At 66.0% G+C, this 23,677-nt stretch carries 28 protein-coding genes; 14 read left to right on the top strand and 14 right to left on the bottom strand.

All coding sequences use genetic code 11. The annotated features are described in order from the left end of the window. Positions 1–119 precede the first annotated feature (119 nt). The 3 genes from QE395_RS13430 to QE395_RS13420 all read right to left on the bottom strand — a co-directional run bounded on the left by QE395_RS13430 (position 120) and on the right by QE395_RS13420 (position 1,523). Positions 120–518: a hypothetical protein gene (locus QE395_RS13430; protein WP_176472646.1), complete on the bottom strand. Its 399-nt coding sequence runs from the start codon at positions 516–518 to the stop codon at positions 120–122. Positions 519–657: 139 nt separating this feature from the next. Further along, on the bottom strand, positions 658–990 hold the full coding sequence (locus tag QE395_RS13425) for a non-heme iron oxygenase ferredoxin subunit (protein WP_068849893.1): 333 nt from the start codon (positions 988–990) through the stop codon (positions 658–660). Then, a complete protein-coding gene (locus tag QE395_RS13420) occupies positions 987–1,523 on the bottom strand; it encodes a GNAT family N-acetyltransferase (protein ID WP_217538039.1) in 537 nt (178 codons plus the stop codon). Before QE395_RS13420 ends, QE395_RS13425 begins: the two co-directional genes overlap by 4 nt. A 121-nt stretch (positions 1,524–1,644) precedes the next feature. Between QE395_RS13420 and QE395_RS13415 the strand changes: the two genes are divergently transcribed. Then, entirely contained in the window at positions 1,645–2,070 is a 426-nt protein-coding gene (locus QE395_RS13415) for a hypothetical protein (RefSeq protein WP_306989557.1), read from the top strand. A gap of 17 nt (positions 2,071–2,087) precedes the next feature. Here QE395_RS13415 and QE395_RS13410 read toward each other — a convergent pair whose 3' ends face one another. Further along, positions 2,088–2,882, bottom strand: coding sequence for an energy transducer TonB (locus tag QE395_RS13410; RefSeq protein WP_306989555.1), 795 nt, complete (start codon positions 2,880–2,882; stop codon positions 2,088–2,090). 150 nt (positions 2,883–3,032) lie between these two features. On the opposite strand from QE395_RS13410, the gene QE395_RS13405 reads away from it, so the two are divergent. The 7 genes from QE395_RS13405 (at position 3,033) to QE395_RS13375 (ending at position 6,983) form a co-directional block, all read left to right on the top strand. Continuing rightward, on the top strand, positions 3,033–3,368 hold the full coding sequence (locus QE395_RS13405; RefSeq protein WP_176472647.1) for a hypothetical protein: 336 nt from the start codon (positions 3,033–3,035) through the stop codon (positions 3,366–3,368). A gap of 484 nt (positions 3,369–3,852) precedes the next feature. Further along, positions 3,853–4,128: a hypothetical protein gene (locus tag QE395_RS13400; protein WP_176472648.1), complete on the top strand. Its 276-nt coding sequence runs from the start codon at positions 3,853–3,855 to the stop codon at positions 4,126–4,128. A 61-nt stretch (positions 4,129–4,189) separates the two neighbouring features. Further along, positions 4,190–4,666, top strand: a complete 477-nt coding sequence (locus QE395_RS13395; protein WP_176472649.1) for a DUF4265 domain-containing protein — start codon at positions 4,190–4,192, stop codon at positions 4,664–4,666. Positions 4,667–4,916: 250 nt separating this feature from the next. Continuing rightward, positions 4,917–5,441: a hypothetical protein gene (locus tag QE395_RS13390; RefSeq protein WP_141236250.1), complete on the top strand. Its 525-nt coding sequence runs from the start codon at positions 4,917–4,919 to the stop codon at positions 5,439–5,441. Then, positions 5,438–6,004, top strand: coding sequence for a hypothetical protein (locus QE395_RS13385; protein ID WP_095363757.1), 567 nt, complete (start codon positions 5,438–5,440; stop codon positions 6,002–6,004). The genes QE395_RS13390 and QE395_RS13385 overlap by 4 nt, the downstream gene beginning before the upstream one ends. A 269-nt stretch (positions 6,005–6,273) precedes the next feature. Beyond that, positions 6,274–6,639: a hypothetical protein gene (locus QE395_RS13380; RefSeq protein WP_141236251.1), complete on the top strand. Its 366-nt coding sequence runs from the start codon at positions 6,274–6,276 to the stop codon at positions 6,637–6,639. 128 nt (positions 6,640–6,767) lie between these two features. Beyond that, positions 6,768–6,983, top strand: a complete 216-nt coding sequence (locus QE395_RS13375; RefSeq protein ID WP_095363760.1) for a hypothetical protein — start codon at positions 6,768–6,770, stop codon at positions 6,981–6,983. Positions 6,984–7,083: 100 nt separating this feature from the next. Here the strand turns inward: QE395_RS13375 and QE395_RS13370 are convergent, their stop codons facing one another. The 5 genes from QE395_RS13370 to QE395_RS13350 form a co-directional block, all read right to left on the bottom strand. Beyond that, the gene (locus QE395_RS13370; RefSeq protein WP_093533355.1) at positions 7,084–8,340 is read right to left on the bottom strand and encodes a cysteine desulfurase; all 1,257 of its coding nucleotides are present in this window, start codon (positions 8,338–8,340) and stop codon (positions 7,084–7,086) included. Continuing rightward, positions 8,337–9,599, bottom strand: a complete 1,263-nt coding sequence (sufD, locus tag QE395_RS13365; protein ID WP_095363761.1) for a Fe-S cluster assembly protein SufD — start codon at positions 9,597–9,599, stop codon at positions 8,337–8,339. The genes QE395_RS13370 and sufD overlap by 4 nt, the downstream gene beginning before the upstream one ends. Next, positions 9,599–10,366, bottom strand: a complete 768-nt coding sequence (sufC, locus tag QE395_RS13360; RefSeq protein ID WP_306989550.1) for a Fe-S cluster assembly ATPase SufC — start codon at positions 10,364–10,366, stop codon at positions 9,599–9,601. Before sufC ends, sufD begins: the two co-directional genes overlap by 1 nt. Before the next feature lie 61 nt (positions 10,367–10,427). Then, the gene (gene sufB, locus QE395_RS13355) at positions 10,428–11,903 is read right to left on the bottom strand and encodes a Fe-S cluster assembly protein SufB (RefSeq protein WP_210131767.1); all 1,476 of its coding nucleotides are present in this window, start codon (positions 11,901–11,903) and stop codon (positions 10,428–10,430) included. Between the two features lie 16 nt (positions 11,904–11,919). Next, positions 11,920–12,372: an SUF system Fe-S cluster assembly regulator gene (locus tag QE395_RS13350; RefSeq protein WP_068849911.1), complete on the bottom strand. Its 453-nt coding sequence runs from the start codon at positions 12,370–12,372 to the stop codon at positions 11,920–11,922. Positions 12,373–12,546: 174 nt separating this feature from the next. Here QE395_RS13350 and QE395_RS13345 point away from each other — a divergent pair, with 174 nt between their 5' ends. Both QE395_RS13345 and QE395_RS13340 read left to right on the top strand, forming a co-directional pair. Then, positions 12,547–13,014 (top strand): SET domain-containing protein-lysine N-methyltransferase, encoded by a 468-nt coding sequence (locus tag QE395_RS13345; protein ID WP_068854575.1) that lies wholly within the window; start codon positions 12,547–12,549, stop codon positions 13,012–13,014. A 166-nt stretch (positions 13,015–13,180) separates the two neighbouring features. Further along, a complete protein-coding gene (locus QE395_RS13340; RefSeq protein WP_306989546.1) occupies positions 13,181–13,723 on the top strand; it encodes a type 1 glutamine amidotransferase domain-containing protein in 543 nt (180 codons plus the stop codon). Positions 13,724–13,780: 57 nt separating this feature from the next. On the opposite strand, the gene QE395_RS13335 is transcribed toward QE395_RS13340, so the two are convergent. The 4 genes from QE395_RS13335 to QE395_RS13320 form a co-directional block, all read right to left on the bottom strand. Further along, on the bottom strand, positions 13,781–14,377 hold the full coding sequence (locus QE395_RS13335) for a DUF1439 domain-containing protein (RefSeq protein WP_306989544.1): 597 nt from the start codon (positions 14,375–14,377) through the stop codon (positions 13,781–13,783). 121 nt (positions 14,378–14,498) lie between these two features. Then, on the bottom strand, positions 14,499–15,029 hold the full coding sequence (locus QE395_RS13330; protein WP_306989543.1) for a hypothetical protein: 531 nt from the start codon (positions 15,027–15,029) through the stop codon (positions 14,499–14,501). Positions 15,030–15,068: 39 nt separating this feature from the next. Then, a complete protein-coding gene (locus QE395_RS13325; protein ID WP_306989540.1) occupies positions 15,069–15,377 on the bottom strand; it encodes a DUF3861 family protein in 309 nt (102 codons plus the stop codon). A 259-nt stretch (positions 15,378–15,636) separates the two neighbouring features. Further along, on the bottom strand, positions 15,637–16,035 hold the full coding sequence (locus tag QE395_RS13320; protein ID WP_068854576.1) for an HU family DNA-binding protein: 399 nt from the start codon (positions 16,033–16,035) through the stop codon (positions 15,637–15,639). A 384-nt stretch (positions 16,036–16,419) separates the two neighbouring features. Here QE395_RS13320 and QE395_RS13315 point away from each other — a divergent pair, with 384 nt between their 5' ends. Beyond that, positions 16,420–16,854, top strand: coding sequence for an OsmC family protein (locus QE395_RS13315; RefSeq protein WP_068849927.1), 435 nt, complete (start codon positions 16,420–16,422; stop codon positions 16,852–16,854). 42 nt (positions 16,855–16,896) lie between these two features. On the opposite strand, the gene QE395_RS13310 is transcribed toward QE395_RS13315, so the two are convergent. Next, on the bottom strand, positions 16,897–17,772 hold the full coding sequence (locus QE395_RS13310; RefSeq protein ID WP_306989538.1) for a PhzF family phenazine biosynthesis protein: 876 nt from the start codon (positions 17,770–17,772) through the stop codon (positions 16,897–16,899). Between the two features lie 128 nt (positions 17,773–17,900). On the opposite strand from QE395_RS13310, the gene QE395_RS13305 reads away from it, so the two are divergent. The 3 genes from QE395_RS13305 to murD are packed head-to-tail and all read left to right on the top strand — an operon-like array spanning position 17,901 to position 23,289. After that, positions 17,901–20,504 (top strand): bifunctional aspartate kinase/diaminopimelate decarboxylase, encoded by a 2,604-nt coding sequence (locus tag QE395_RS13305; RefSeq protein ID WP_306989536.1) that lies wholly within the window; start codon positions 17,901–17,903, stop codon positions 20,502–20,504. Between the two features lie 42 nt (positions 20,505–20,546). Continuing rightward, the gene (murL, locus tag QE395_RS13300) at positions 20,547–21,899 is read left to right on the top strand and encodes a UDP-N-acetyl-alpha-D-muramoyl-L-alanyl-L-glutamate epimerase (RefSeq protein ID WP_306989534.1); all 1,353 of its coding nucleotides are present in this window, start codon (positions 20,547–20,549) and stop codon (positions 21,897–21,899) included. Next, a complete protein-coding gene (murD, locus tag QE395_RS13295; RefSeq protein WP_306989532.1) occupies positions 21,880–23,289 on the top strand; it encodes a UDP-N-acetylmuramoyl-L-alanine--D-glutamate ligase in 1,410 nt (469 codons plus the stop codon). Before murL ends, murD begins: the two co-directional genes overlap by 20 nt. Positions 23,290–23,677 lie beyond the last annotated feature (388 nt).

Genomic DNA, 23,677 nt, shown 5'->3' with positions numbered 1-23,677 from the left:
TGCCATCGAGCGCGCACGGGTGGGGCGCGCACGCAGGGGCATGGACGGTCGAGCGAAAGAGATGCGATGTGCAGGGGGCGTTGGGCGCCCTGCGTGGCGAGGTGCCTGGGCAGCAGCGGTCAGGCGTGCGCGGGCGGTGCCTGCGACAGATGCGAACGCAGTGGGCGCGATTGGATGGCCGGCATGGCCCACGCGGCGGGTGACGCTGCGGTGCGCGTGCCTGCCATGCACGACGGAAGCGACGTGGCACGTTCGGCAGGGTCGGGGCGGCCGTTCTCGGCTTCCTTTTCCGCTGCGGCGCAGGCGTGGACAGCGACCGGGGCGCGGTCTGGTGCAGGTATGCCGGACACCTGCAGCGATTCGCCAGCGACCATCGCGGCCACCGTTCCCGCACGATCCATCGAACCCGGCGAAGTGCCCAATTCAGCCACGACGGCCAGCAGGCAGAACAGCACCGCCGCGGTCAGCAGCAATGGGGTCGAGCAGCGGTTGGCGGTGGCATCAGTGGCGGCAGCCATGAGGCGGTAGTCGGTCAGGCCGGGAAGGCGAATACCGATAAATTAACAGAAACGATAATGATTCGCATCCGCCGCCGTGCGGCGGGCATCACAGAACCGGCCAGGGGCCGATTCAAGTTTTCTATCGGCTCGGTGAGACTCAGTCGCGGTCGTCGCGGGTCCAGACGCCGTCGAACTCGCGCTTCACCGGGAACTTCGGCACCGCCGTATAGGCCGGGGCGCAAAGGGCACGGCCATCGCGCACGTCAAAACGCGCGCTATGGAGCACGCATTCGATGCTGCCTTCCTCGGTATCGAAGGTACCCGAGGACAGTTCGAATTCCTCGTGGGTGCACTGGTCTTCCAGGGCGAACAGCTCGCCATCCAGGTTGAACACCACGATCGGGGTGCCGGTAACCTCGTCGAAGGTGCTCTTCATCTCGCCCGGCAGCAGTTCGGCCGTGGCGCAGACGAAGGTCCAGGTCTCGCTCATGCGTGGGCCGCCAGCGGCTTTTCCAGGATCTCGAAGCGCAGGTCGTCGCGCTTGGGAATGCCGAAGCGCTCATCCCCGTACGGGAACGGTTTCTTGATGCCGGTGCGCTGGTAGCCACGGCGCTCGTAGAAGGCGATCAGCTCATCGCGGATGTCGATCACCGTCATCTGCATCACTGCCACGCCCCATTCGCGCGCGGCGTGCGCTTCGGCCGCGTCCATCACCTGCTTGCCGATGCCACCGCCCTGCTGGGCCGGGTCCACCGAAAACATGCCGAAGTAGCCCTTGCCGTGGTCGTCGGCCACGTGCGCGCAGGCCAGCAGTTGGCCGTCGCGTTCGGCCAGCAGGACGGTGCTGCGCGGGCGCTCGATATCGGCTTGCAGACCGGTTGCGTCAATGCGCGCGCCGTCCAGCATGTCCGCTTCGGTGGTCCAGCCGGCGCGGCTGGCGTCGCCGCGGTAGGCCGAGGTGACCAGGGTGATCAGGGCGGGAATGTCGGCCAGCGTGGCCGCACGGAAGGTCAGGGTGCTCATGCCGTCATTCTAGAGCGGGGCGCCGGTGGCGGGTAGCAGTGGCGTTGCCTATGTAATGCCGCTTTTTGATAGGAACGGTGCGTTGGCCGTGCGGATCGGGCACTGGCAGGATCGTGCGGCTATGAAGTCCACTTTCCTGTCCTGCGTGTTTCTGTTGGCGCTGCCTGGCTGCGGCGAAGGGCCCCCGACGGACGACCGCTACCTGTCGCCCCGCCAGTTGGCCGTGGTGACCGCCGCCGCCAAGGATGACGACCTGGTGGCGATCAAGCGGCTGATCGCGCACTACGAAGCCACCCCTGGCAATGACGTGCCGGCCGCGCGCTGGCGGCAGCGCGCGCGCGACCTGGGCGATGTCCAGGAGCTCTACTACCAGGCGGCGTCGCGTTTCGCTTCCGCGCGGGTGGCGGAGAGTGCCGAGGCGCGCTTCCGTCTGCTGGCCGAAGCCCAGGACGCGGCCAAACGCGCCTACGAGCGCGCGCCGGAGCATGCCAACCTGCTGCTGGTCGAACAGATCGAGCGCGAGATGCGCACGGCGCTGACCGAATAACACGCCTGCGCGGGCGCTCAGCGGATGAAGAATTCCACCGGGAACGAGAGTTCCACCGGTGCCGGCCGGTCGTCGGGCACGGCCGGCAACGGCGCGGCCCGGCGGAAGGTATCCAGCGCGGCTTGGTCCAGCATCGCGTAGCCCGAGCTCTGCTCCACCGTCAGCGCAAGCAGCTGGCCATCGCGGGCCAGGCTCACCCGCACCTGCACGACGCCCTCATGGCGGCGCGCCCGTGCGGCGTGGGGGTAACGACGGAAGCGTTCCAGCCGCGCCATGACCCGGCCTTCCCAGCTGTCGCGGCCGGGCGTGGTATCGCTGGGGCCGGGCGGCAGCGGTGGGCTGGGCGGCGAGGCGGCGACTGAGGCCTGCTGTTGCAGCGGCGCTGGCGAATCCGGCTTGGGCTGCGGCGGGGTCGGTGGCGGGATCACCCAGTGGGCCGTCTCGCGCGGCGGCGTCCTGGGCAGGTCGCGCGGGGGTTCGGGCTTTTGCCGTTGGAGCGTGGCCGCCTTGCTGGGGGTAGGCGCCACGATGTCTTCCAGCGGTACTTCCGGCGCGCGCGGCGGCAGCAGTACCAACTGGGTGCGATCGGCCGGCGGGGGCAGCAGCACCGGCGTGCTGGCAACGTGGGTCCAGAGCAGCAGCGCGATGACGGCAGCGTGGGCCAGCACTGTCAGGCTGCCAGCGATCGTGCGCGCATGGCGTTCGGTGAACGAGGCGCGTGCCCGCGCACGGCCCGGGGCACCCTGGTGCGGGCACTGCAGATAAGCGTGCAGCGGTTGGGGGCTCGCGGCACTGGGGGCGATCGACGACATCCAGTGTCATTAATGAGAAGGGTTCTCATTATGGCATACGCGCTTCGTCGTATGCTCTGGCGGGGGAAAGGGATGGGGCGCAGGATGGGGCTGAAGACGCAACACCGGGAAGGGAGAACGGCGCGGCATATCGGCGTCGTCGGACTATTGTTGTCGACGCTGCTGGGTGCTGGTTGCGCCCAGCGCCCGCAGTGCACCTACACCTTATCCACCAGGGATCCGCACAGCGGAGTTTCGCAGCATTACTGGTCGAAGATCGAGCATGGGCTTGCAGGAAAGCATGGCGATCCTTCGCGAAGCATCGGTGTCCATCTGATCGGGAGCAGCCTGATCCCGACCGCATCGCAGAAAGACCGCACTCGCGTGTTCTATGCACTTCAGGGGCCGAACGAGGAGCTGCTTCAGGCGCGCACCTGCGAAGGCAGCATCACCCGTTGCTCGGCGCAGATTGTCGATCTGGCATTGGCTGAGTGCAGGAAGACATGAGCAGGCTCCGCTGCTGGACTGGTCTTCTGTGCGTGTTGCTGCTGGCAGGATGCGGTGGCGATCGCTCGGAGGGCCCGTACGTCACCAACCATCAGCCAAGCCGCGCGATCGCACAAGGCTATGCACGGGCGTTTGAGCGAACGTTCGCCACAGAGGTGATTCCCCGCCTGCACGGACGCGCGTGCCGGATACATCTGGTCGATTTCGTCCAGAGGGACGCCACGGTAGGCCAGCCGTCCAGCTATGAGATCTACTATGTAGTGACAGGCGCGCAGGAGAAGATGCTGGGTGCCGGGACCTGCATCCCGCACCCGCTCGTGGGACCCTGCCTGGGCAGCGTTGGCCGGTCGGCACTGGAGATGTGTGACCCCCCGGCAGTCCCGGAAGCATCACGCGCGGGGTGGGATGTCGATAGCGTATTGTCGTTTGCACTAGACGGGCCGAGCACTGTCGGGGTCGCCGTAGTCACCCCGACAAGCGGTTCGTGATGCTGGCATCGGCGGACTTCCTGTGCCAGGGAGTTTCAAGGGAGGGCGGGCGTCTAAGGATCGATCCGACCAAAGCGACGGGCTACTACTGGAATGCGGAAGGTCGGAAGGAAGAGGTAGTAGCGTTTGCGCAGGTGGGTGCGTACGAAGTTCTTGTGGAAGACAATCTCGAAACCGAGTTGGATGGCACCGAGTCCGCGATGACCTATTCGAATGCGACTTCCAATGGGTTTTCGGCCAAGGGTACCCGCAACCCCAGGAGGGGGGAATGAATCAAGCGTATGTGGAAGTCCTGAGTCGTGCTGCCATGGGATTCGATTTCAATGGATTGCCATGAGTAAAGCAGAGTACGCGAAAGTGGCATTCAAGTTGCCCCGTGGGGATGACGGGTATCCTCCCGTGGATTGGGAGAATCTTTGGGCAATCCCTCTCAGTGATGGGAGCTATCTTGTGGATAGCGTTCCGTTCTATGTAAAGCTGATCAGTTCCGGCGATGTTGTTGCTGCGTTGCATGTGGACGGACAGTTGACATTCCAAAAAGTTCTGACCGCAGGCGGACACTCTACGGTCAGGGTGATCGTATACGAGGTTGATCAGGTAGCTGAGCTTAGAAGCAAGCTGTCTGGCTTGGGTTGTGCAACGGAGTTGAGTAATGTCCCGTCCTTCTTCTCCGTCGATGTTCCGCCGGACGTCAGTTTTTCTGCTGTGGTGAATTTCCTGGAACGCTTTGCCGGGCAGGGCGTCCTGGACTATGAAGAGGCATCCATCCAGCATGATGATGGGGACGTCTTGGCTGTAGATGTTGAGTGACTGCCCGGAACTTTGGGGCGCGATAACAGTGCTGCGGCTTCAAGAGTTGCGTAACGGCCCGACATGGGCCTCCCGGTAGTGGGTCTGCGAGACGAGTTTGTTCATTGTTTTGGGGCCCCATCTTCAGGCTCGAGAACGATCGGTGGCTGAATCTGAAGTAGTAGCGATTCGGTATGTGTTTCGCCCGGCGTTTGGTTATTGACCTCGCCCTGCGTTGATGTCACAACAGCTTGATCCGAGGACGCTACGCGTGGAGAGCAAAAGCTGGGATGAGGTGCGTAAGCGGCGAATGTTGCTGGCCGAAGAGAGGGAGCGTGCGCATCTGCGGCTACGCCACGGCGCTGCTCTGGTCCAGGCTATCAATGAAGCGGCTTCCTGCAGCCTGCGTATCGAGGACTTCCGGACCAGGTCATCCGACTGGGACATTGTGTGGCCGCAGGATATTCGCAATGCCCCGGGTCTCGTTCGAGCCTATGTCGGCCTGGCCGAGGCACTCAGGGTCATGCGCTGCGTCGAGCGCAGGCTGGGTGCCCTTGAGGGCGAGATTGGCTTTCATGAGAAGGACTATCTAGGATTCGCGCCCGTGAGGGGGTTTGCCGTCACCTCCATGGTGGCGGTTGCGGCCTCCACTGGTGAGTCGGCCCTGTTCCACTCTGAAGCTGCTGGGGTCGTGATACTCGTGGACTGCTATGGATACAATGCCGAAAAACAGTTCAGCGTGGTGATCCAGGGATCAGGGGTGCCGCCAGACCTTAACCTAGAGCCCGACCGATGACCTTGGATGGAATGGCTGATCATTTCCCAGAAGCCCTTGGGCTCTCCCCGACGGCTGCTTGGCTGAACTTCATCGAGTCCATCGTATTGCCGACGATGCCCCCCGATCTGCCCTTCGCGATCCAGGGCTGGGCTGGAATGGCCTTTGACCGAACCTCCTATGAGGATCTGGCACCGGATAACGTGTGGGAATGCTGGATGGCGGTGCACAACCAGGCGGCCGGGTATCCTTCGGGACTCGGTGCAGTCAGATACAGGAACGCCTCTGATCTGTTGAGCGGCGTCCACATCAAGCCGGATATGGAATCCATTCGCACGTACTGGGATGAGAATTACAGTTTCCTGCGCGACCACTATGTCTTCTCTCTCGACCAGCAATGGATCATTCGACTGGATCAGGATACGACACTGTTCCTGGGAAAATTGGACTTCATGCGATCCGTGGTGGACAGGTTGGGCGGGGTGGCGGAAGTCAGGAAGATGATGGACGACGATCTCATCGGTGATGCAGACGATGTGGTCGGTCTCGGTACCTACATTGATGGGCTGCTTGCGCCGCTGTGATAGTCAGGGACGACCAATGAGAAAGGTCCATCAAAAATTCATGATCGGGGTTCGCCTCTTTGAGGAAGGGCATATGGTTCAGGCGCTTGCGCTTGCAAAGGAGCTGATCAGATCCGAAGACGAGATGGATCGCCACGACGGGTACTCGTGTCGTGTCTTGGTCTTCGAAGACGGTGGTCTATGCTCGGGCCTCACCGGACTGTCCGATGTGCGAACGTCGCGGCGCATGAAAGCGTCGCCAGCGGCAGCTGCAACTGAGGGCAGCGTTGATGAAGCTCTCTGATATTCCCGATCTGGAACAAACGGCAATCAAGCATCTGCTTGAGGCTGAGGGTGTACCGGAAGAACTCAGTGCTCAATTGGGCCGCGTCATTGCTATTGTGCGATCGGAAAGTCGTGTCGGCGTGTACGTCGACTTTATTCTGGAGAGCGACGCGATCCCGCTTTCAGGTGAGGCGGACTTTGAGATTGAGGGTCTGTCGGCTACAGGGGCGGATGGTTTTGGAGTTGAGTTTATTCTGTTCGTGCGAGGTGGCTTTCTCTCCTTCTTGGAGGTATACACTGTGCTCGCTGAACTTCCAGGCTACGCATCACTCACGCTGACCTCCAGTTTCGAGGTAAGGGTTCGCTGTTGACCGGTCACGGCTTGGACACTAAGTCATGAATTGGAGGCACGTCAGCGTGACTAAAGGTCGTGCGCTGCCGACGGGGGGCTCAGCCGAGAAGCTTTTGGATCCGGAAGCCAAGCCTGAGGTCTTTTGGTATGCCGCTGTTCAACTACGACGACCGAGTCCGCGTCATTCATGGCGCAGGCTCGCACTTGAGGCCAGGGGACGACGCTTGGGTGGTCGGCATATTTGAAGAGCGACCTGTCGGCTCATACTTTGCTGACTTTCCAGACGGCGTGATCTACACCATTGAATACGATGATGGGCAGGTTGCCGATGTGCATGAGGGTCAGTTGGAGGCGAGGCCGTAGTTGAATTTGTCGTGCGCTACCGGCTCGATGTAAAAGGTGCGCGCCATGCAAAACGCCGCGGTTGTCCGCGGCGTCTTCTTGTCAGCGTACGGGGCTGGCGTCAGCCCAGCAGCTTGCGCACCTTGTTCAACGCCGCAATGAACCGCTCGATCTCCGCATGCGTGTTGTAGAACGCGAGAGACGCGCGGCAGGTGGCCGCCACGCCGTAGTACTGCAGCAGCGGGTGCGCGCAGTGCTGGCCGGAGCGGATGGCCACGCCTTCCAGATCCAGCAGGGTGGCCAGGTCGTGCGCGTGCGCGCCTTCGATCAGGAAAGAGACCACCGCCGCCTTGTCCGGCGTGGTGCCGAAGATGCGCAGGCCGTCGATCTTGTTCAGCTCTTCGGTGAAGTGCGCCAGCAGCTCGCTTTCGCGCGCTTCCACGTGCTCCAGGCCCAGTGATTCCAGATAGTCCACCGCCACGCCGAGGCCGATGAAGCCGGCGATGTTCGGGGTGCCAGCTTCGAACTTGTGCGGGGCGTCGTTGAAGACGGTGCCCTCGAAGCTCACTTCCTTGATCATCTCGCCGCCACCGAGGAACGGCGGCATGGCATCGAGATGCTCGCGCTTGGCCCACAGTGCGCCGGTGCCGGTAGGGCCGCACATCTTATGGCCGGTGATGGCGTAGAAGTCGCAGCCGATGTTGGCGATGTCAACCTTGCGGTGTGGCACGGCCTGCGAGCCGTCGACCACGGTGATGATGCCGCGCTTGCGCGCTTCCCGGCAGATCTCGCGCACCGGGTTGACCGTGCCCAGCACGTTGGAGACGTGGGCCACGGCAAGCAGCTTGACCTCGGGGGTCATGGCTTTGCGCAGGGCGTCCAGGTCGAGCGCACCTTCGGGGGTGATCTCGGCCACGCGGATCGTGGCGCCGGTGCGCTGGGCTACCAGTTGCCACGGCACGATGTTGGCGTGGTGCTCCATGCGCGATACGAGGATGACATCGCCGGCCTTCAGCCGCGGCAGGGCCCACGAATAGGCCACCAGGTTGATGGCGAAGGTGGTGCCGCTGCACAGGATGAGTTCGCTGGCGCGCACGTTGAGGAAGCGCGCCAGCTTGCTGCGCGCGCCTTCGTAGGCGTCGGTAGCCTCGGTGCCCAGCGCGTGCACGGCGCGGCTGACGTTGGCGTTGTAGCGGCGGTAGAACTCATCCACCGCGCCGATCACCTGCACCGGCTTCTGGCCGGTGTTGGCGTTGTCGAAGTACACCAGCGGCTTGCCGTGCACTTCCCGCATCAGCAGCGGGAAGTCCAGGCGCACGCGGTCCCAGTCGGGAGCGGCGGCCGTGTCGGCCACCGGGCGCGGGGTGGAGAGGTTCATGCCACGCCTGCCTTGGCCAGCGCGAGGTCCAGCTGGCGGCGCAGCTGCTCGGTCAGGCGCGCGTCGAGCACGTTCAGCGGCTCGTGGCAGAACGCGGCGCTGAGCAGCTGCTGGGCCTGCTGGGCCGGCAGACCGCGCGAGCGCAGGTAGAACAGGGCGTTGGCATCGAGCTGGCCGACGGTGGCGCCGTGTGCGGCCTTCACCTCATCGGCGTCGATCACCAGCGTGGGCTGGGTATCGATTTCGGCGTCGGCGGACAGCAGCAGGTTCTTGTTGGACAGGTTGGCATCGGTGCCATCGGCGCCGGCACGGATGTGGATGCCGCCGTGGAAGACCACGCGGCTGCGGTTGGCGGCCACGCCACGCCACACCATTTCCGAGGCGGTATCGCGCGCGATGTGTTCGATGCCGAGGCGGGTATCGACATGGCGGCGGCCGTTGCCGAGCAGCACGCCGTTGGCGGTCAGCTGCGCGTTGTCGCCTTCCAGGCGCACGTTGAGTTCGTGGCGGCTGAGCGCGGCACCCAGCTCCAGGTCTACGCGGCGGTACTGCGCGTTGCGGGCCAGCACGGCATCGGTGCGCAGCAGGGCGGTGGCGCGGCTGCCATCGGCCTGCACGCGGGCGTGCGAGAGCACCGCGTCCTGGGCCAGATGGACGTGCACCAGGGTGTTGCCCAGGTGCGCGGCATCGCCGGCATCCAGGTGGTGCTCGACCACGCCGAGCGCGGCACCGGCACGCAGTTCGATCAGGTGGCGGTGATGCCAGGCCAGGTCGCTGCCACCGGCGGCGCTGATGAAGACCAGCTGCAGCGGGGTTTCGACCTGCACGCCGTCGTCCACGCGCACCAGCACGCCTTCATCGGCGAGGGCGGCGTTGAGGCGGGCGAAGACTTCTTCGCTGCGCTCGAAGCGGCGGCCCAGGAAGCGCAGGGCTTCCTCGCCGGCGGCCAGCGCCGAGGACAGGGTCTGCACCTGCACGCCGGCCGGCAGCGCCGACACGTCGCTGTGCGCGGCGGACGGGCGGCCGTTGACGAACACCAGCCGCGGCGACGGAATGTCGGCCAGCAGGGCAGGGTCGATGTCGGGCGCGGCCAGCGGCGCGGGCTGGAACGTACGGCGTTCGAGCTGGCGCAGCGAGGTGTACTTCCAGGCTTCGCTGCGCGGGCCCGGCAGGCCAGCCTGCAGGGCGGCATCGAGCTCGGCGCGGCGGGCGTCGCTGCCGCAGAAGCCGGCGGCGAGGGAATCGAGCAGGGCGCTCATCAGACCGCTGCCTCCGGCACCACGCGGTCCTTCAGGAAGTGGTAGCCATGGGCTTCCAGTTCCAGGGCCAGTTCGGGGCCGCCGCTCTGCACGATCTTGCCGTCAGCCAGCACGTGCACCACGTCCGGCTTGATGTAATCGAGCAGGCGCTGGTAGTGGGTGATGACCAGGAACGAACGGTCCGGCGAGCGCAGCGCATTGACGCCGTCGGCCACGCTCTTGAGCGCGTCGATGTCCAGGCCGCTGTCGGTCTCGTCCAGGATCGCCAGCTTCGGCTCGAGCACGGCCAGCTGGAAGATCTCGTTGCGCTTCTTCTCGCCACCGGAGAAGCCTTCGTTGACGCCACGGTGCAGCAGCTCATCCTTCAGGTGCAGCACGGCCAGCTTCTGGCGCACCAGCTTGAGGAACTGCATGGAATCGAGTTCTTCCTCGCCGCGCGCCTTGCGCTGGGCATTGAGCGCGGCGCGCAGGAAGTAGGTGTTGTTCACGCCGGGGATTTCCACCGGGTACTGGAAGGCCAGGAACAGGCCGCCGGCGGCGGCGCGTTCTTCCGGCGCCAGCTCCAGCAGGTCGCGGCCTTCGAACTGCACGCCGCCTTCGCTGACGTCATAGCCTTCGCGGCCGGCCAGCACGTTGCCCAGCGTGGACTTGCCCGCGCCGTTGGGGCCCATGATGGCGTGCACCTGGCCCGGCCTCACGTCCAGCGACAGGCCCTTGAGGATTTCCTTGTCGCCGATGCGGGCGTGGAGGTTGTCAATCTTCAGCATGATACGAATCCAGTAGTGCCACGCCATGCGTGGCAAAAAAATCAAACGAAGGCGCGACCGGTCAGCCCACGGAACCTTCAAGGGAGACTTCCAACAGCTTCTTGGCTTCCACCGCGAACTCCATCGGCAGCTCGCGGAACACCTGCTTGCAGAAGCCATCCACGATCATCGAGACCGCGTTTTCCTGGTCGATGCCACGCGCGCGGCAATAGAACATCTGGTCATCGGAAATCTTCGACGTGGTGGCTTCGTGCTCCACCGTCGCGCTCGGGTTCTTCACCTCGATGTACGGGAAGGTGTGCGCGCCGGAGGTCTTGCCGATCAGCAGCGAATCGCACTGGGTGTAGTTGCGCGCGCCATCGGCATTGCGGTCCACCTTGACCAGGCCACGGTAGGTGTTCTGGCCACGGCCGGCGCTGATGCCCTTGCTGACGATCTTGCTCTTGGTGCGCTTGCCGATGTGGATCATCTTGGTGCCGGTGTCGGCCTGCTGGCGGTGATGAGTCAGCGCCACGGAGTGGAACTCGCCAACGGAGTCATCGCCCAGCAGCACGCAGGACGGGTACTTCCAGGTGATCGCCGAACCGGTTTCGACCTGGGTCCAGGTGACCTTGCTGCGCGCGCCACGGCATTCGGCACGCTTGGTGACGAAGTTGTAGATGCCGCCCACGCCGTTCTCGTCGCCCGGGTACCAGTTCTGCACGGTCGAATACTTGATCTCGGCGTCTTCCAGCGCCACCAGTTCGACCACCGCGGCGTGCAGCTGGTTCTCATCGCGCATCGGCGCGGTGCAGCCTTCCAGGTAGGACACGTACGCCTTGTCCTCGCAGATGATCAGGGTGCGCTCGAACTGGCCGGTATGGCCGGCGTTGATGCGGAAGTAGGTGCTCAGTTCCATGGGGCAGCGCACGCCCTTGGGAATGAACACGAAGCTGCCATCGGAGAACACGGCCGAGTTGAGCGCGGCGAAGTAGTTGTCGCCCACCGGCACCACGCTGCCCAGGTACTGCTTGACCAGTTCCGGGTGTTCCTTGATGGCTTCGGACATGGAACAGAAGATCACGCCCTTCTCGGCCAGTTCCTTGCGGAAGGTGGTGCCGACCGAGACCGAGTCGAACACCGCGTCCACGGCCACGCCCGCCAGCTTGGCGCGCTCATGCAGCGGGACGCCCAGCTTGTCGTAGGTGTCCAGCAGTTCCTTGGGCACCTCATCCAGCGAGGCGTACTTCGGGCCCTTGGGCGCGGAGTAGTAGCTGAGCGCCTGCAGGTCGATCGCGGCGATCTGCAGCTTGGCCCAGTTCGGCATCGGCATGGTCAGGAAGTGGCGGTAGGCGTCCAGGCGCCACTGCGTCATCCATTCCGGCTCGTCCTTCTTCGCCGACAGGGCACGGATGGTGTCCTCGTCCAGGCCGGGCGGCAGCGAATCCGATTCGATGTCCGTGATGAAGCCGGCCGAATACTTGCGGCCGAGCTGCTCGTGGATCTCGCGGTTGGGGGTGTCGCCGGGGGCGACGGTGTCGAGGGTATCGGTGGCCATGGGGGCTGCCTGTGGATCAGGAGACGACATCCGCCGCGATCACGCGGCGGGGGGCGTCAACAAGGGGAAGAGGGGGCAGGATCTGCGCCAGGGTGACCTTGCGCAGTGCGTCGGACACCACGTCGTTGATCATCCGCCAGCTGCTGCGCGCGCCGCATTGCAGCTCGCGTCCGCACTGGCTGTGGTCGTGCGCGCACTCGGTCAGGCCCAGCGGGCCTTCCATGGCTTCGACGACCTCGAACAGGCTGATCTGATCGGGGCGGCGGGTCAGCCGGTAGCCGCCGCGCACGCCGCGCAGGCCTTCCACCAGCCCGGCCTGGGCCAGGGGCTTGAGCAGCTTGCTGACGGTGGGCGGCTCGAGGCTGGCGAATTCGGCCAGTTCGGTCGCACTGAGGACCTCGCCCGGGCGAGCGGCAAGGACGGTCAGGACGACGGTGGCGTAATCGGTGAGCTTGGTGACGCGGAGCATGGGGGAGGGCAGAACCATAAAGCGGACTGAAATTGTACGCTTTTATGCCCGGGCATCCAACCCGTCCTGTTCAGGTGCTCAAGGCGGGGCGCCAGCAGGGGCGCGGTGCAGACGTGGTTGGGCAATCACAAAGATTAAGCGAGAATCGACCATCCCAACGTAATGGCCAGCCACATGCCCAAGAAGATCCAAGCCCGCAAGTCGACCATTCACGGCAATGGCGTGTTCGCGCTGGCGCCGCTCAAGAAGGGCGAGCGGGTGATCCAGTACAAGGGGCTGCTGCGCAGCCACGCCGACGTGGATGCGGATGATACCGGGGATGTGGAAAGCGGTCACACCTTCCTGTTCACCTTGAACGACGATTACGTCATCGATGCCAACTACAAGGGCAACGATGCGCGCTGGCTGAATCACAGCTGCGACCCCAACTGCGAGGCCGTGATCGAGGAAGCCGAGGGCGACAACCGCCGCGAGGACAAGGTGTTCATCGAGGCGATCAAGGACATCAAGCCGGGCGACGAGCTGACCTACAACTACGGCATCACCCTGGCCGAGCGCCACACCGCACGCCTGAAGAAGATCTGGGAATGCCGCTGCGGGTCGAAGAAGTGCACCGGGACGATGCTGCAGCCCAAGCGGTAAAGCGCCTGCGGCGCTTTACCGCGGTAGCACCCGACCGTTGGTCGGGTGACATTGCGTACCGACCAACGGTCGGTACCTACCGGCCACGCGACGTCCACATGCCAGTCACTCTCCGCCAATGCGCGGATCTGCATGGTAGGGGCTCACTTTTTCAAGGAGCCCCCACATGGCACATGACCTCAACGGCAAGCGCGTTGCCCTGCTCGCCACCGATGGATTCGAGCAGTCCGAGCTGCAGGAACCCAAGCGCCTCCTGGAATCCTGGGGCGCCAAGGTGTCGGTCATCGCACCGGGTGACGCCAGCCAGATCCGGGGTTGGAAGGACAAGGACTGGGGCGACAGCGTGCCGGTGGACCAGTCGCTCGACGGCGCCGACGCCGCCAGCTACGACGCGCTGGTGCTGCCGGGCGGGGTGATCAACCCCGACACGCTGCGCACCCAGGCGCCGGCAGTGGCGTTCATCAAGGCGTTTGCGGCGGCCGGGAAGCCGGTCGCGGCGATCTGCCACGGTCCCTGGCTGCTGGTGGAATCCGGCCTGGCCAAGGGTCGCAAGGTGACCTCGTGGCCGTCGCTGAAAAGCGATCTTGGCAATGCGGGCGCGCAGTGGACCGACGCGGAAGTGGTGGTGGACAACGGCGTGATCACCAGCCGGAAGCCGGATGATATTCCGGCGTTCTCCGAGGCCGTGGCGAAGGCGCTGCTTGGGTAAACGAGGGCGTGGAGCCGGGCCGGGCCCGGTTCCACGCCAGCCGGGCAGAGATCGGCGTTACCGGCCGAGCACGCCGGCGGGCACCAGGCTGCCGAGGTCCTGGTTGAAGGTGACCACCAGCTTGCCGTTCTGCACCTGGGCGGACTGCACCTGCAGCGCGCCAAGCATCGCGCCGACCGTCGGGTCGATCTTGTAGATCGGCTCACGGCGGGCGTAGTCGACCAGGAACGCGTTGAGCAGCTCGCGGGTGCGTGAGTCGAGCCTGCCGCCGTTGTTGGCCGGGGTGAAGTCGTCCACGGTCGGCTGGTCCAGATGGAAACCCTGGGTCTGCGCGTCGTAGCGCAGGCCGCTGCTCAGCTTGACCTTGCCCAGCGGGGCGGGCGCACCGCCGGCAGTCGCCAGTGCCACATCAAAGCCCAGGTCGAGGCGGTTGCCCTGCGGCAGGGTCAGCTTGGGGTGGCTCATGGTCATCGCGATCAGGCCACCGAGGGCGTCCTGGGTGCGCGGGAAGCTGCCGTCCAGATACTGCTGGACATCGGTGGCACCGACCGATAGCTCGCGGCCGGAAATGCTCGGCGCGGCCTGTGCGGCGACGGCGGCAGCAATGAGGACGGTGCAGGCGGCGAAGCGGGTCAACAGGGGGCGTAGCGTCATGATCGGCAGGCGCGGCAGGGAGGTGGTGACACCATAGCGCGTCGGCCTGAATCAGCGCTTCATGAGCGCAGACACCCGGACCGCTAGTGCTCCCCCGGGGCGCAGCGCTCTGGTCGGCGTGTCACTGGAGACTCGGCTGCAATGAAGCGCTCAGGATTTCCCAGCCGTTCCCATCCGGGCGCGGTTGCAGCCGGTACCAGCCCTCGTATCTGAACGTGCCGTCCGCGGTGATGGCGCGGACACGCACAGGGACTTCGCGCAGGCGCGAGGGCTGCGCGGTGTCGCGGGCGATGGGGCTTTCGGTATCCACGCGCAGGCTGCGCAGCTGCGGGATCGAGCGCAGCACGGCATCGTCCGGGCGCGACGAGGTTCGTCCACCGGTCCAGTAGGCATCGGACGCGCTGCGGTCCTTGCCCAGCAGGGCATAGATGTAGTTCCGAACCGTGATCGACTCACTCGGCGCGTCGGGCGCCACCGCGCTGAGCGCCGGCGGGGCCGTGGCCGTCATCCCCTGCGACGCGGCGGCGCTGACATCAATCGGCGCCGGGGCCGGCGTCGAGGCGCTGGCCGCCAGCCCGCGCTCAGGTTCGGCATCGCGCTGGCAGGAACAGCTTCCCAGCAACAGCGGTAACAGGATCAAGGCTCGACGCATGGTGCACTCTCCCCAGAGGAAGGGAGAGTGTAACCACCTTCAGGGTGCGCGCTGGATTGCATCCAGGGCGTCGAGCACCTGACCCAGCTGCGGCTGCAGGGTTGTGAGTGGATGCGCAGGCTGTTCGGCGTAGCGCGCGGCCATGTCCTGCAGCAGCTGGGTCGCGACGATGGCCGCGGCGCGCTCGTCACCGGCCAGCCCGGTCTGCCGGCGGGCGACCTCCAGCAGGCGCATCCAGTCCTGCTGCGCGCGATGTTCCAGTTCGATGGTGCAGCGTCCGCTGCACTGCAGCCCGTCCTTTTCGATCGGGGTGATGGTGATGCGATAGCGTTGCGAGGGGCTGGCCATGGCGCTGCACTGTGGGGGAGTAGGTCCACCTTAGGCGTGGCCGGCGGGCCGGACGACAGGCGCGGTCGCACGCAGTGTTCCACCTTGTGCGTTCCGATGCCGTACGTGCATGGCAGGAAGGCCGCAGCGACTGGCTTTGCGTGGGCGTCAGGCGGGAACTGGCGGTTTGGCAACGCTGTGTTTCGCCGCGAAGGACCTGGCCAAAAAAGAACGGGACGGCCAAGGCCGTCCCGTTCGGGTGCTGCAGGAAGCGCGCAGATTACAGCGCGGCGTCCTTGAGCTTCTTGAGCGGACGCACCTTCAGCTTGGTGGTGGCCGGCTTGGCGGCGAACCACTGTTCTTCCTTGGTGAACGGGTTGATGCCCTTGCGCTTCGGCTTGGCCGCAACGCTGACGGTGGTGATCTTCAGCAGGCCCGGCAGGGTGAAGCTGCCTGCGCCCTTCTTGTGCACCGAGGAAGCCACGGCGGTTTCCAGCGAGGCCAGCACAGCGCGGACGTCCTTGGCGACAACGCCGGAGGCTTCCACGATGTGTGCAACCAGGCCGGACTTGGTCAGCACTTCCTTGATCGGCTTCGGAGCTGCCGGCTTTGCGGCGGCCTTCGTAGCGACTTTCTTCACTGCCTTCTTCGGGGCAGCCTTCTTAGCGGTCTTTGCCATGGTTTCCTGTTCCGTGATCGGTTGGTTGTGTGGTCGCGCCGAACCCATCGGCAAGCGAAATGTAGGGCAACAATGCGGCGCCGCCAATAGGCAAACGCATAAATATTCGGCTTTTCTGCGTTTGCGGTTACTGCAGTGCATCAGGACATGCCCAAAAAAACGGTCCGTTCGGCGGCGTGGAAGCGGTTTGCCGGGCCAGGCGGGCGGGCAGGGATTGTGCGGAAATGCCTTGAAAACAGCACTTTGCAACGAGGCCAGGGTCACGCATGGCTGGCAAGGGGGCGGGCGGCTGCGACCGGAAGCCGCAGGCCGGCACGGCCAGACACGGTGCTAACGCCTGCCGGTCTACGCTGGTGCTGCCATTCACCCACTAAGGATCCAACGATGGGCATTTCGCGTCACGCCACTGCGCACTGGGAAGGTGACCTCAAGACAGGCAAGGGACAATTGAGCACGCCGCAGAGCGGCCTGCTGGACAAGACCCGCTATGCCTTCAGCAGCCGCTTCGGCGACGAGAAGGGCACCAACCCGGAAGAACTGATCGCCGCCGCGCACGCCGGCTGCTTCACCATGGCGCTGTCGGCCAAGCTCACCGAGGCCGGTTTCGTGCCTACCTCGCTGGACACTGAAGCCAAGGTCGACCTGTCGATGGAAGGTGGCCCGCAACTGTCGCAGATCACGCTCACGGTCAAAGCGGTGGTCCCCAACATCGACGCGGCCCAGTTCCGTGCCATTGCCGATGATGCCAAGCAGAACTGCCCGGTATCCAAGGCGCTGAGCGCGGTGCCGATCAGCATGGAAGCCGAGCTGGCTGGCTGAAATGTTCAGGGTGCCGACGCAAAGTCGGCACCCTGAGTGTCCCTACCAGGTGATCGTGCCCTGGATGACCGTCTGCACCTGGCCGCCGGACCAAACCTCGCCCTCGGCATCCACATGCAGGGTCAACCGCGCGTCGTGGCCGACCTCGCGGCCTTGGCTGACGACATAACTGCCATCCACGCCGGGCAGGGCGTTGCGGCTGTCCAGCCACGCGGCCAACACCGCATTGGCCGCGCCTGAAGCGGCATCCTCGAAGCGCCGGCCGTTGCCCACGAACGCGCGCACGGCCAGCTGGTAATCGTCTGCCGAGCTCCGCGTATAGGCGAACACGCCCATGCTGTCGGTGCTTTCGGCCAGCGCAGCCACCGCGTCCCAGTCCGGTGACAGGGCGCGCAACGTGGCTTCATCGGCCAGTTCCACCACCCACCAGCTGCGTCCGCCGAACATGCGCGCCGGCGGCAATCCGCCCAATGTCCAGCCAGCCAGCGCCGCCTGCAGGCGCGGATCGTCCGCCGTGGTCACCTCGGCGACCTCCGCGCGCGGGGTGCGGATGGCGATGCTGCGCGTGGCCCCTTCGCCCACCACCCGCAGCGGCAGCGCGCCGGCGATGCCGTCCTGGACCAGGACGCCGTCCACCGGCGCGGCCAGGCCGGCGTCCAGCACCGCGTGCGCGGTGCCCACGCTGGGGTGGCCGGCGAACGGCACTTCCTTCTGCGGGCTGAACATGCGGATGCGGTAGCTGTCGCCCGGCACCTGCGGGGCGAAAACGAACGTGGTTTCCGGCAGGCGGGTCCAGCGGGCGATGGCCTGCATGCGCGCGTCGTCCAGGCCCTCCGCGTCCAGCACCACGGCCAGCGGGTTGCCGGCGCCGGGATAAGGGGAAAACACGTCAAGCTGCAGGAAACGGCGGGCGGTCATGGCGGATCGGTCTGGCGGAACGGTCGGGCAGCTTAACAAGCCCTGCCGGGGCGTGGCTTGGCATAGAATCAGAGGTTCGGCCCGGCGTGCCGGGTCGATCCCCCCACTACCTACCCATTCTTACCTCCATGTCAGCTTCCCCCCTTGTCGATCGCTGGATCGTACTGAAGTTCGGCGGCACCTCCGTGTCGCGTCGTCACCGTTGGGACACGATCGGGAAGCTGGCGAAAAAACGTGCGGAAGAAACCGGTGCGCGCGTGCTGGTGGTGGTGTCGGCCCTGTCCGGGGTGACCAATGAACTGACCGCGATCGCCGATGGCGCCGCCGACAGCCGCGCCCGCGTGGATGCGCTGGTGGCCCGCCACCGCGAGTTCCTGGCCGAGCTCGAGCTCGATGCCAGCGCGCTGGATGTGCGCCTGGCCGCGCTGCAGGGCCTGCTGGACGAGCCGCGCGCCGCCGCGCGGCCGCTGGAGTGGCAGGCCGACGTGCTGGGCCAGGGCGAACTGCTGTCCTCCACCATCGGCGCGGCCTACCTGCGCACCAGCGGCCTGGATTTCGGCTGGATGGACGCCCGTGAGTGGCTGCAGGCGCTGCCGCCGCAGCCCAACCAGAGCGACTGGTCGCAGCGCCTGTCGGTGAACTGCCAGTGGCGTTCGGACGCCGAGTGGGCTGCGGCGTTCCGCGCCCAGCCGACCCGCATGCTGATCACCCAGGGCTTCATCTCGCGCCACGCCGATGGCGGTACCGCCATCCTCGGCCGGGGCGGCTCGGATACCTCGGCCGCCTACTTTGGCGCGCTGCTGGGTGCCAGCCGGGTGGAAATCTGGACCGACGTGCCGGGCATGTTCAGCGCCAACCCGAAGGACGTACCCGACGCGCGCCTGCTGACCCGCCTGGATTATTACGAAGCACAGGAAATTGCCACCACCGGCGCCAAGGTGCTGCACCCGCGTTCGATCAAGCCGTGCCGCGATGCCGGCGTGCCGATGGCGATCCTGGATACCGAACGCCCGGAACTGCCGGGCACCAGCATCGACGGCAATGCCGCACCGGTGCCGGGGGTGAAGGCGATCAGCCGCCGCAACGGCATCGTGCTGGTGTCGATGGAAGGCATCGGCATGTGGCAGCAGGTCGGCTTCCTGGCCGACGTGTTCGGGCTGTTCAAGAAGCACGGACTGTCGGTGGACCTGATCGGTTCGGCCGAAACCAACGTCACGGTATCGCTGGACCCGTCCGAAAACCTGGTCAATACCGATGTGCTGGCCGCGCTGTCGGCCGACCTGTCGCAGATCTGCAAGGTCAAGATCATCGTGCCGTGCGCGGCGATCACCCTGGTCGGCCGCGGCATGCGTTCGCTGCTGCACAAGCTGTCGGACGTGTGGGCGACCTTCGGGCGCGAGCGCGTGCACATGATTTCGCAGTCGTCCAACGACCTCAACCTGACCTTCGTCATCGATGAAGCCGACGCCGACGGCCTGCTGCCGATCCTGCACGCCGAGCTGATCGACAGCGGCGCGATGCCGGTGGAAGAAGGCGAGGTGTTCGGCCCGCGCTGGCGCGAGATCGCCGGCACCATCCGCCCGCGCGAAACCGCCTGGTGGCGGGGCCAGCGCGAGCACCTGCTGCACCTGGCCCAGGCCGGTACGCCGCGCTATGTGTACAACCTGGCCACGGTGCGCGCCCGCGCCCGCGCGCTGGCGGCGATCAGGCCGATCGACCAGCGGTATTACGCGATCAAGGCCAACAGCCACCCGGCCATCCTGGAGCTGCTGGAGCAGGAAGGCTTCGGCCTGGAATGCGTGTCGCACGGTGAACTCAAGCATGTGTTCAATGTGCTGCCGACGCTGTCGCCGCGCCGGGTGCTGTTCACCCCCAGCTTCGCGCCGCGCACCGAATATGAAGCGGCGTTCGCGCTCGGCGTGACCGTCACCGTGGACAACGTGGAAGCGCTGCAGCGCTGGCCGGACCTGTTCCGCAACCGCGAGCTGTGGCTGCGCGTGGACCTGGGCCGGGGCGAAGGCCACCACGCCAAGGTCCGTACCGGCGGCAAGGACTCCAAGTTCGGCCTGCCGATCGCCCGCGTGGACGAGTTCGTGCGCCTGGCCGAAGACCTCGGCACCCGCGTGGTCGGCCTGCACGCCCACTTGGGCAGCGGCGTGGAAACGGCGCAGCACTGGCGCCTGATGTGCGACGAACTGGCCGGGTTCGCGCGCCGGATCGGCAGCGTGGAAACCATCGATATCGGCGGCGGGTTGCCCATTCCCTACAGCGATGACGATGAACCGTTCGACCTGGACGCCTGGGCCGTCGGCCTGGCCGAGGTGAAGGCGGTGCACCCGGCGTTCCGCCTGGCGATTGAACCGGGCCGCTACCTGGTGGCCGAATCGGGCGTGCTGCTCACCACCGCCACCCAGGTGGTGGAGAAGGACGGCATCCGCCGCGTGGGCCTGGATGCGGGCATGAACACCCTGATGCGCCCGGCGCTGTACGACGCCTGGCACGACATCGAGAACCTCAGCCGGCTGGGCGGGTATGCCGAGGCACTGTTCGACGTGGTCGGGCCGATCTGCGAATCCAGCGATGTGTTCGGCAAGCGCCGCCGGCTGCCGGTATCCACCGCGCCGGACGATGTGATGCTGATCGCCGATGCCGGTGCCTACGGGTACGTCATGGCCAACACCTACAACCAGCGCGAGCTGCCGCGCGAGGACATCATCGACGATGTGCCTTGAGCGCCTCCCGTTGGTTTCCCTTATTGCCTCACCGGATACGCCATGACTGCTTTCGATAAACACCAGGTTGCCTGCTTCCGCTTCGTCCGCTGCGACTTCGCCGCGGATACCGGCGTGGCGCAGCTGGTCTACGCCTTCGACAATGGTCCGGAGCTGGTCGAGACGGTCAGCATTCCCGGCGCGCCGTTCGTGCTGGACGCTGCCCGCGCCGAGGCCGTTGAGCGTGCGCTGCGCCTGCTGCACCTGTTCGCGGGCGTCAGCTATTACAAGGCTGCGGTGCCGGAGCAGGTGCGGATCGACAGCTACAGCATCGATGCCGATACCGCCGCGCTGGTGGAAACGGTGTACCTCAACGGGCTGGGCGAGTTCGCCTACCGCAACGGGCTGAACCTGCGCGGGCGGTTCCGCCTGCCGGTGGACGGCGAGGCGTTCAACGCGCCGGCGGTGGGCCTGCGCGAGCATGCACTGGTGGCCATCGGCGGCGGCAAGGATTCGCTTGTCAGCATTGAAGCGCTGCGCACGCTGGGCATCACCGAAACGGTGACCTGGATCGGCGGTTCGCAGCTGATCCGTGCCTGCGCCGAACGCACCGGCCTGCCGATGCTCAACATCGGCCGCACGCTGGCCCCCGAGCTGTTCGAGCTCAACCGCCAGGGCGCGTGGAACGGGCATATCCCGGTCACCGCGGTGAACTCGGCGATCATGGTGCTGGCCGCGCTGCTGCAGGGCGTGGACCAGGTCGTGTTCTCCAACGAGCGTTCGGCCAGCTACGGCAGCCAGATCCCGGGTACCGGTGAAGTGAACCACCAGTGGTCCAAGGGCTGGGCCTTCGAGCAGGCCTTTGGCGAACACCTTGAGAGGCACGTGGCGGCGGACCTGCACTACTACTCGCTGCTGCGCCCGCTGTCGGAGCTGGCCGTGGCGCGCCAGTTCGCCAGGACCGATTTCTACGACGCGCATTTCTCCAGCTGCAACCGCAACTTCCACATCCTGGGCGAGCGCCCGGTGAACCGCTGGTGCGGGGTCTGCCCGAAGTGCCACTTCGTGTTCCTGGCGCTGGCCCCGTTCATGCCCAAGACCCGGCTGGTGCGCATCTTCGGCCGCAACCTGCTGGACGACATGGAGCAGGCCGGCGGCTTCGACGCGCTGCTGGAATTCCAGGACCACAAGCCGTTCGAATGCGTGGGCGAAGGCCGCGAATCGCGTGCGGCGATGGCCACCCTGGCGGCACGTCCGGAATGGAACGAGGATGCGCTGGTGAAGCGTTTCATCCAGGAGATCCAGCCGCAGCTGGACGGCGCCGAACTGCAGATCGAACCGTTGCTGGTGCTGGAAGGCGAGCACCGGATTCCGGCGGCGATCTGGGAGCGCCTGCGTGCGAATTTCGCAGCTTGAAGGCAAGCGCGTAGCGCTGTGGGGCTGGGGGCGTGAGGGGCGTGCGGCATTCGCCGTCCTGCGCCAGCGCCTGCCGGCGCTGGCCCTGACCCTGTTCTGCCCCGAGGCCGAGGCCGCCGCCGCGCGGGCCGAGGCCGGCAATGCGCTGCAGGTGCGGTCGGATGTCAGCGGTGAATCCCTGGCCGCCTTCGAGGTGGTGATCAAGTCGCCGGGGATCAGCCCCTACGGCGAAGCCGCGGTGTCGGCGGCGACGCAGGGCACGCAGTTCATCGGCGGTACCTCGCTGTGGTTTGCCGAGCATGCCGATGCCGAAGACACCGTGCGCGACACCGTGTGCGTGACCGGCACCAAGGGCAAGAGCACCACCACCTCGTTGCTGGCGCATCTGCTGCGCGCCTCCGGCGCGCGCACCGGCCTGGTGGGCAACATCGGCCTGCCGCTGCTGGAGGTGCTGGACCCGCAGCCGGCGCCGGAGTACTGGGCGGTGGAGCTGTCCAGCTACCAGACCGGCGAGGTGGCGCGCAGTGGCGCGCACCCGCAGGTGGCGGTGGTGCTGAACCTGTTTCCCGAGCACCTGGACTGGCATGGCAGCGAAGCGCGCTACATCCAGGACAAGCTGGCGCTGGTGACCGGCGCGGCACCGCGTATCGCGGTGCTCAACGCGGCCGACCCGCACCTGGCCGCGCTGTCGCTGCCGGACAGCGAAGTAGTGTGGTTCAACCAGCCGCAGGGCTGGCACATGCGCGGCGAGTGGGTGTATCGCGGCGAGCAGCGGGTGTTCGATACCGCGAACACGCCGCTGCCGGGCCGGCACAACCGCGGCAACCTGTGCGCGGTGCTGGCGGCGATCGAAGCGCTGGGCCTGGATGCGGTGGCGCTGGCGCCTGCCGTGCAGGATTTCCGGCCGCTGCCCAACCGCCTGCAGACCATCGGCATCCGCGACGGGCTGCGCTTCGTCAACGATTCGATCAGCACCACCCCGCACGCCAGCCTGGCGGCGCTGGAATGCTTCGCTGGCCAGCGCATCGCGCTGCTGGTGGGCGGGCATGACCGGGGGCTGGACTGGCACGATTTCGTGGACCACATGGCGCACGACGTGCCGCCGGTGGAGATCGTCACCATGGGCGCCAACGGCCCGCGCATCCATGCGTTGCTGCAGCCGCTGGCTGATGCAGGGAGGTTCGGTCTGCATGCCGCCCGCGACCTGGAGGAGGCGGTGCGCCTCGCCCGCACGGCGCTCGGCGAACAGGGTGGGGTGGTATTGATGTCCCCGGGCGCACCGAGCTACGGCGTCTACCGCGATTACGTCGCCCGCGGCCGCCATTTCGCCGAGCTGGCCGGGTTCGACCCGGACCAGATCACCGCGATCCCGGGCATCGGCATCGCCTGACATTTCGCCAAAGGCGCAGCGGACGGTAGAGCGGACGGTAGAGCGGACGGTAGAGCGGACGGTAGAGCGGACGGTAGAGCGGACTGTCAGTCCGCTGCTCTTCGCGGCCCACCCTGGCAAAGCGCCAACGGCGCAGCCGGACGGTAGAGCGGACTGTTAGTCCGCTGCTCTTCGCGGCCTACCTTGACATCGCGCCAACGGCGCAGCCGACTAACAGTCGGCTCTACCACCCGCCGCGCGACCGCCCACCGTTTGACCCGCGCCGAGCGACCGCCCGCCGTTTGACCCGCGCCGAGCGACCACCCGCCGTTTGACCACTCGCCACGCGACCCCCCGCCACGTAACCACCCGCCACCTGCGGCCCGTCACATGTCCCGACATACACTCT

The sequence above is a fragment of the Stenotrophomonas sp. SORGH_AS_0282 genome (assembly GCF_030818125.1).
Lineage (GTDB): Bacteria > Pseudomonadota > Gammaproteobacteria > Xanthomonadales > Xanthomonadaceae > Stenotrophomonas > Stenotrophomonas rhizophila_A.
Note: the sequence above shows the minus strand (reverse complement) of the source record. Positions and strands in the feature narration are given on the sequence as shown.

What these genes read in the sequence shown, in the direction of transcription:
- QE395_RS13430 (WP_176472646.1), bottom strand. Translation starts at nt 518, where the DNA reads ATGGCTGCCGCCACTGATGCCACCGCCAACCGCTGCTCGACCCCATTG.
- QE395_RS13425 (WP_068849893.1), bottom strand. Translation starts at nt 990, where the DNA reads ATGAGCGAGACCTGGACCTTCGTCTGCGCCACGGCCGAACTGCTGCCG.
- QE395_RS13420 (WP_217538039.1), bottom strand. Translation starts at nt 1,523, where the DNA reads ATGAGCACCCTGACCTTCCGTGCGGCCACGCTGGCCGACATTCCCGCC.
- QE395_RS13415 (WP_306989557.1), top strand. Translation starts at nt 1,645, where the DNA reads ATGAAGTCCACTTTCCTGTCCTGCGTGTTTCTGTTGGCGCTGCCTGGC.
- QE395_RS13410 (WP_306989555.1), bottom strand. Translation starts at nt 2,882, where the DNA reads ATGTCGTCGATCGCCCCCAGTGCCGCGAGCCCCCAACCGCTGCACGCT.
- QE395_RS13395 (WP_176472649.1), top strand. Translation starts at nt 4,190, where the DNA reads ATGAGTAAAGCAGAGTACGCGAAAGTGGCATTCAAGTTGCCCCGTGGG.
- QE395_RS13385 (WP_095363757.1), top strand. Translation starts at nt 5,438, where the DNA reads ATGACCTTGGATGGAATGGCTGATCATTTCCCAGAAGCCCTTGGGCTC.
- QE395_RS13380 (WP_141236251.1), top strand. Translation starts at nt 6,274, where the DNA reads ATGAAGCTCTCTGATATTCCCGATCTGGAACAAACGGCAATCAAGCAT.
- QE395_RS13375 (WP_095363760.1), top strand. Translation starts at nt 6,768, where the DNA reads ATGCCGCTGTTCAACTACGACGACCGAGTCCGCGTCATTCATGGCGCA.
- QE395_RS13370 (WP_093533355.1), bottom strand. Translation starts at nt 8,340, where the DNA reads ATGAACCTCTCCACCCCGCGCCCGGTGGCCGACACGGCCGCCGCTCCC.
- sufD (WP_095363761.1), bottom strand. Translation starts at nt 9,599, where the DNA reads ATGAGCGCCCTGCTCGATTCCCTCGCCGCCGGCTTCTGCGGCAGCGAC.
- sufC (WP_306989550.1), bottom strand. Translation starts at nt 10,366, where the DNA reads ATGCTGAAGATTGACAACCTCCACGCCCGCATCGGCGACAAGGAAATC.
- sufB (WP_210131767.1), bottom strand. Translation starts at nt 11,903, where the DNA reads ATGGCCACCGATACCCTCGACACCGTCGCCCCCGGCGACACCCCCAAC.
- QE395_RS13350 (WP_068849911.1), bottom strand. Translation starts at nt 12,372, where the DNA reads ATGCTCCGCGTCACCAAGCTCACCGATTACGCCACCGTCGTCCTGACC.
- QE395_RS13345 (WP_068854575.1), top strand. Translation starts at nt 12,547, where the DNA reads ATGCCCAAGAAGATCCAAGCCCGCAAGTCGACCATTCACGGCAATGGC.
- QE395_RS13340 (WP_306989546.1), top strand. Translation starts at nt 13,181, where the DNA reads ATGGCACATGACCTCAACGGCAAGCGCGTTGCCCTGCTCGCCACCGAT.
- QE395_RS13335 (WP_306989544.1), bottom strand. Translation starts at nt 14,377, where the DNA reads ATGACGCTACGCCCCCTGTTGACCCGCTTCGCCGCCTGCACCGTCCTC.
- QE395_RS13330 (WP_306989543.1), bottom strand. Translation starts at nt 15,029, where the DNA reads ATGCGTCGAGCCTTGATCCTGTTACCGCTGTTGCTGGGAAGCTGTTCC.
- QE395_RS13325 (WP_306989540.1), bottom strand. Translation starts at nt 15,377, where the DNA reads ATGGCCAGCCCCTCGCAACGCTATCGCATCACCATCACCCCGATCGAA.
- QE395_RS13320 (WP_068854576.1), bottom strand. Translation starts at nt 16,035, where the DNA reads ATGGCAAAGACCGCTAAGAAGGCTGCCCCGAAGAAGGCAGTGAAGAAA.
- QE395_RS13315 (WP_068849927.1), top strand. Translation starts at nt 16,420, where the DNA reads ATGGGCATTTCGCGTCACGCCACTGCGCACTGGGAAGGTGACCTCAAG.
- QE395_RS13310 (WP_306989538.1), bottom strand. Translation starts at nt 17,772, where the DNA reads ATGACCGCCCGCCGTTTCCTGCAGCTTGACGTGTTTTCCCCTTATCCC.
- QE395_RS13305 (WP_306989536.1), top strand. Translation starts at nt 17,901, where the DNA reads ATGTCAGCTTCCCCCCTTGTCGATCGCTGGATCGTACTGAAGTTCGGC.
- murL (WP_306989534.1), top strand. Translation starts at nt 20,547, where the DNA reads ATGACTGCTTTCGATAAACACCAGGTTGCCTGCTTCCGCTTCGTCCGC.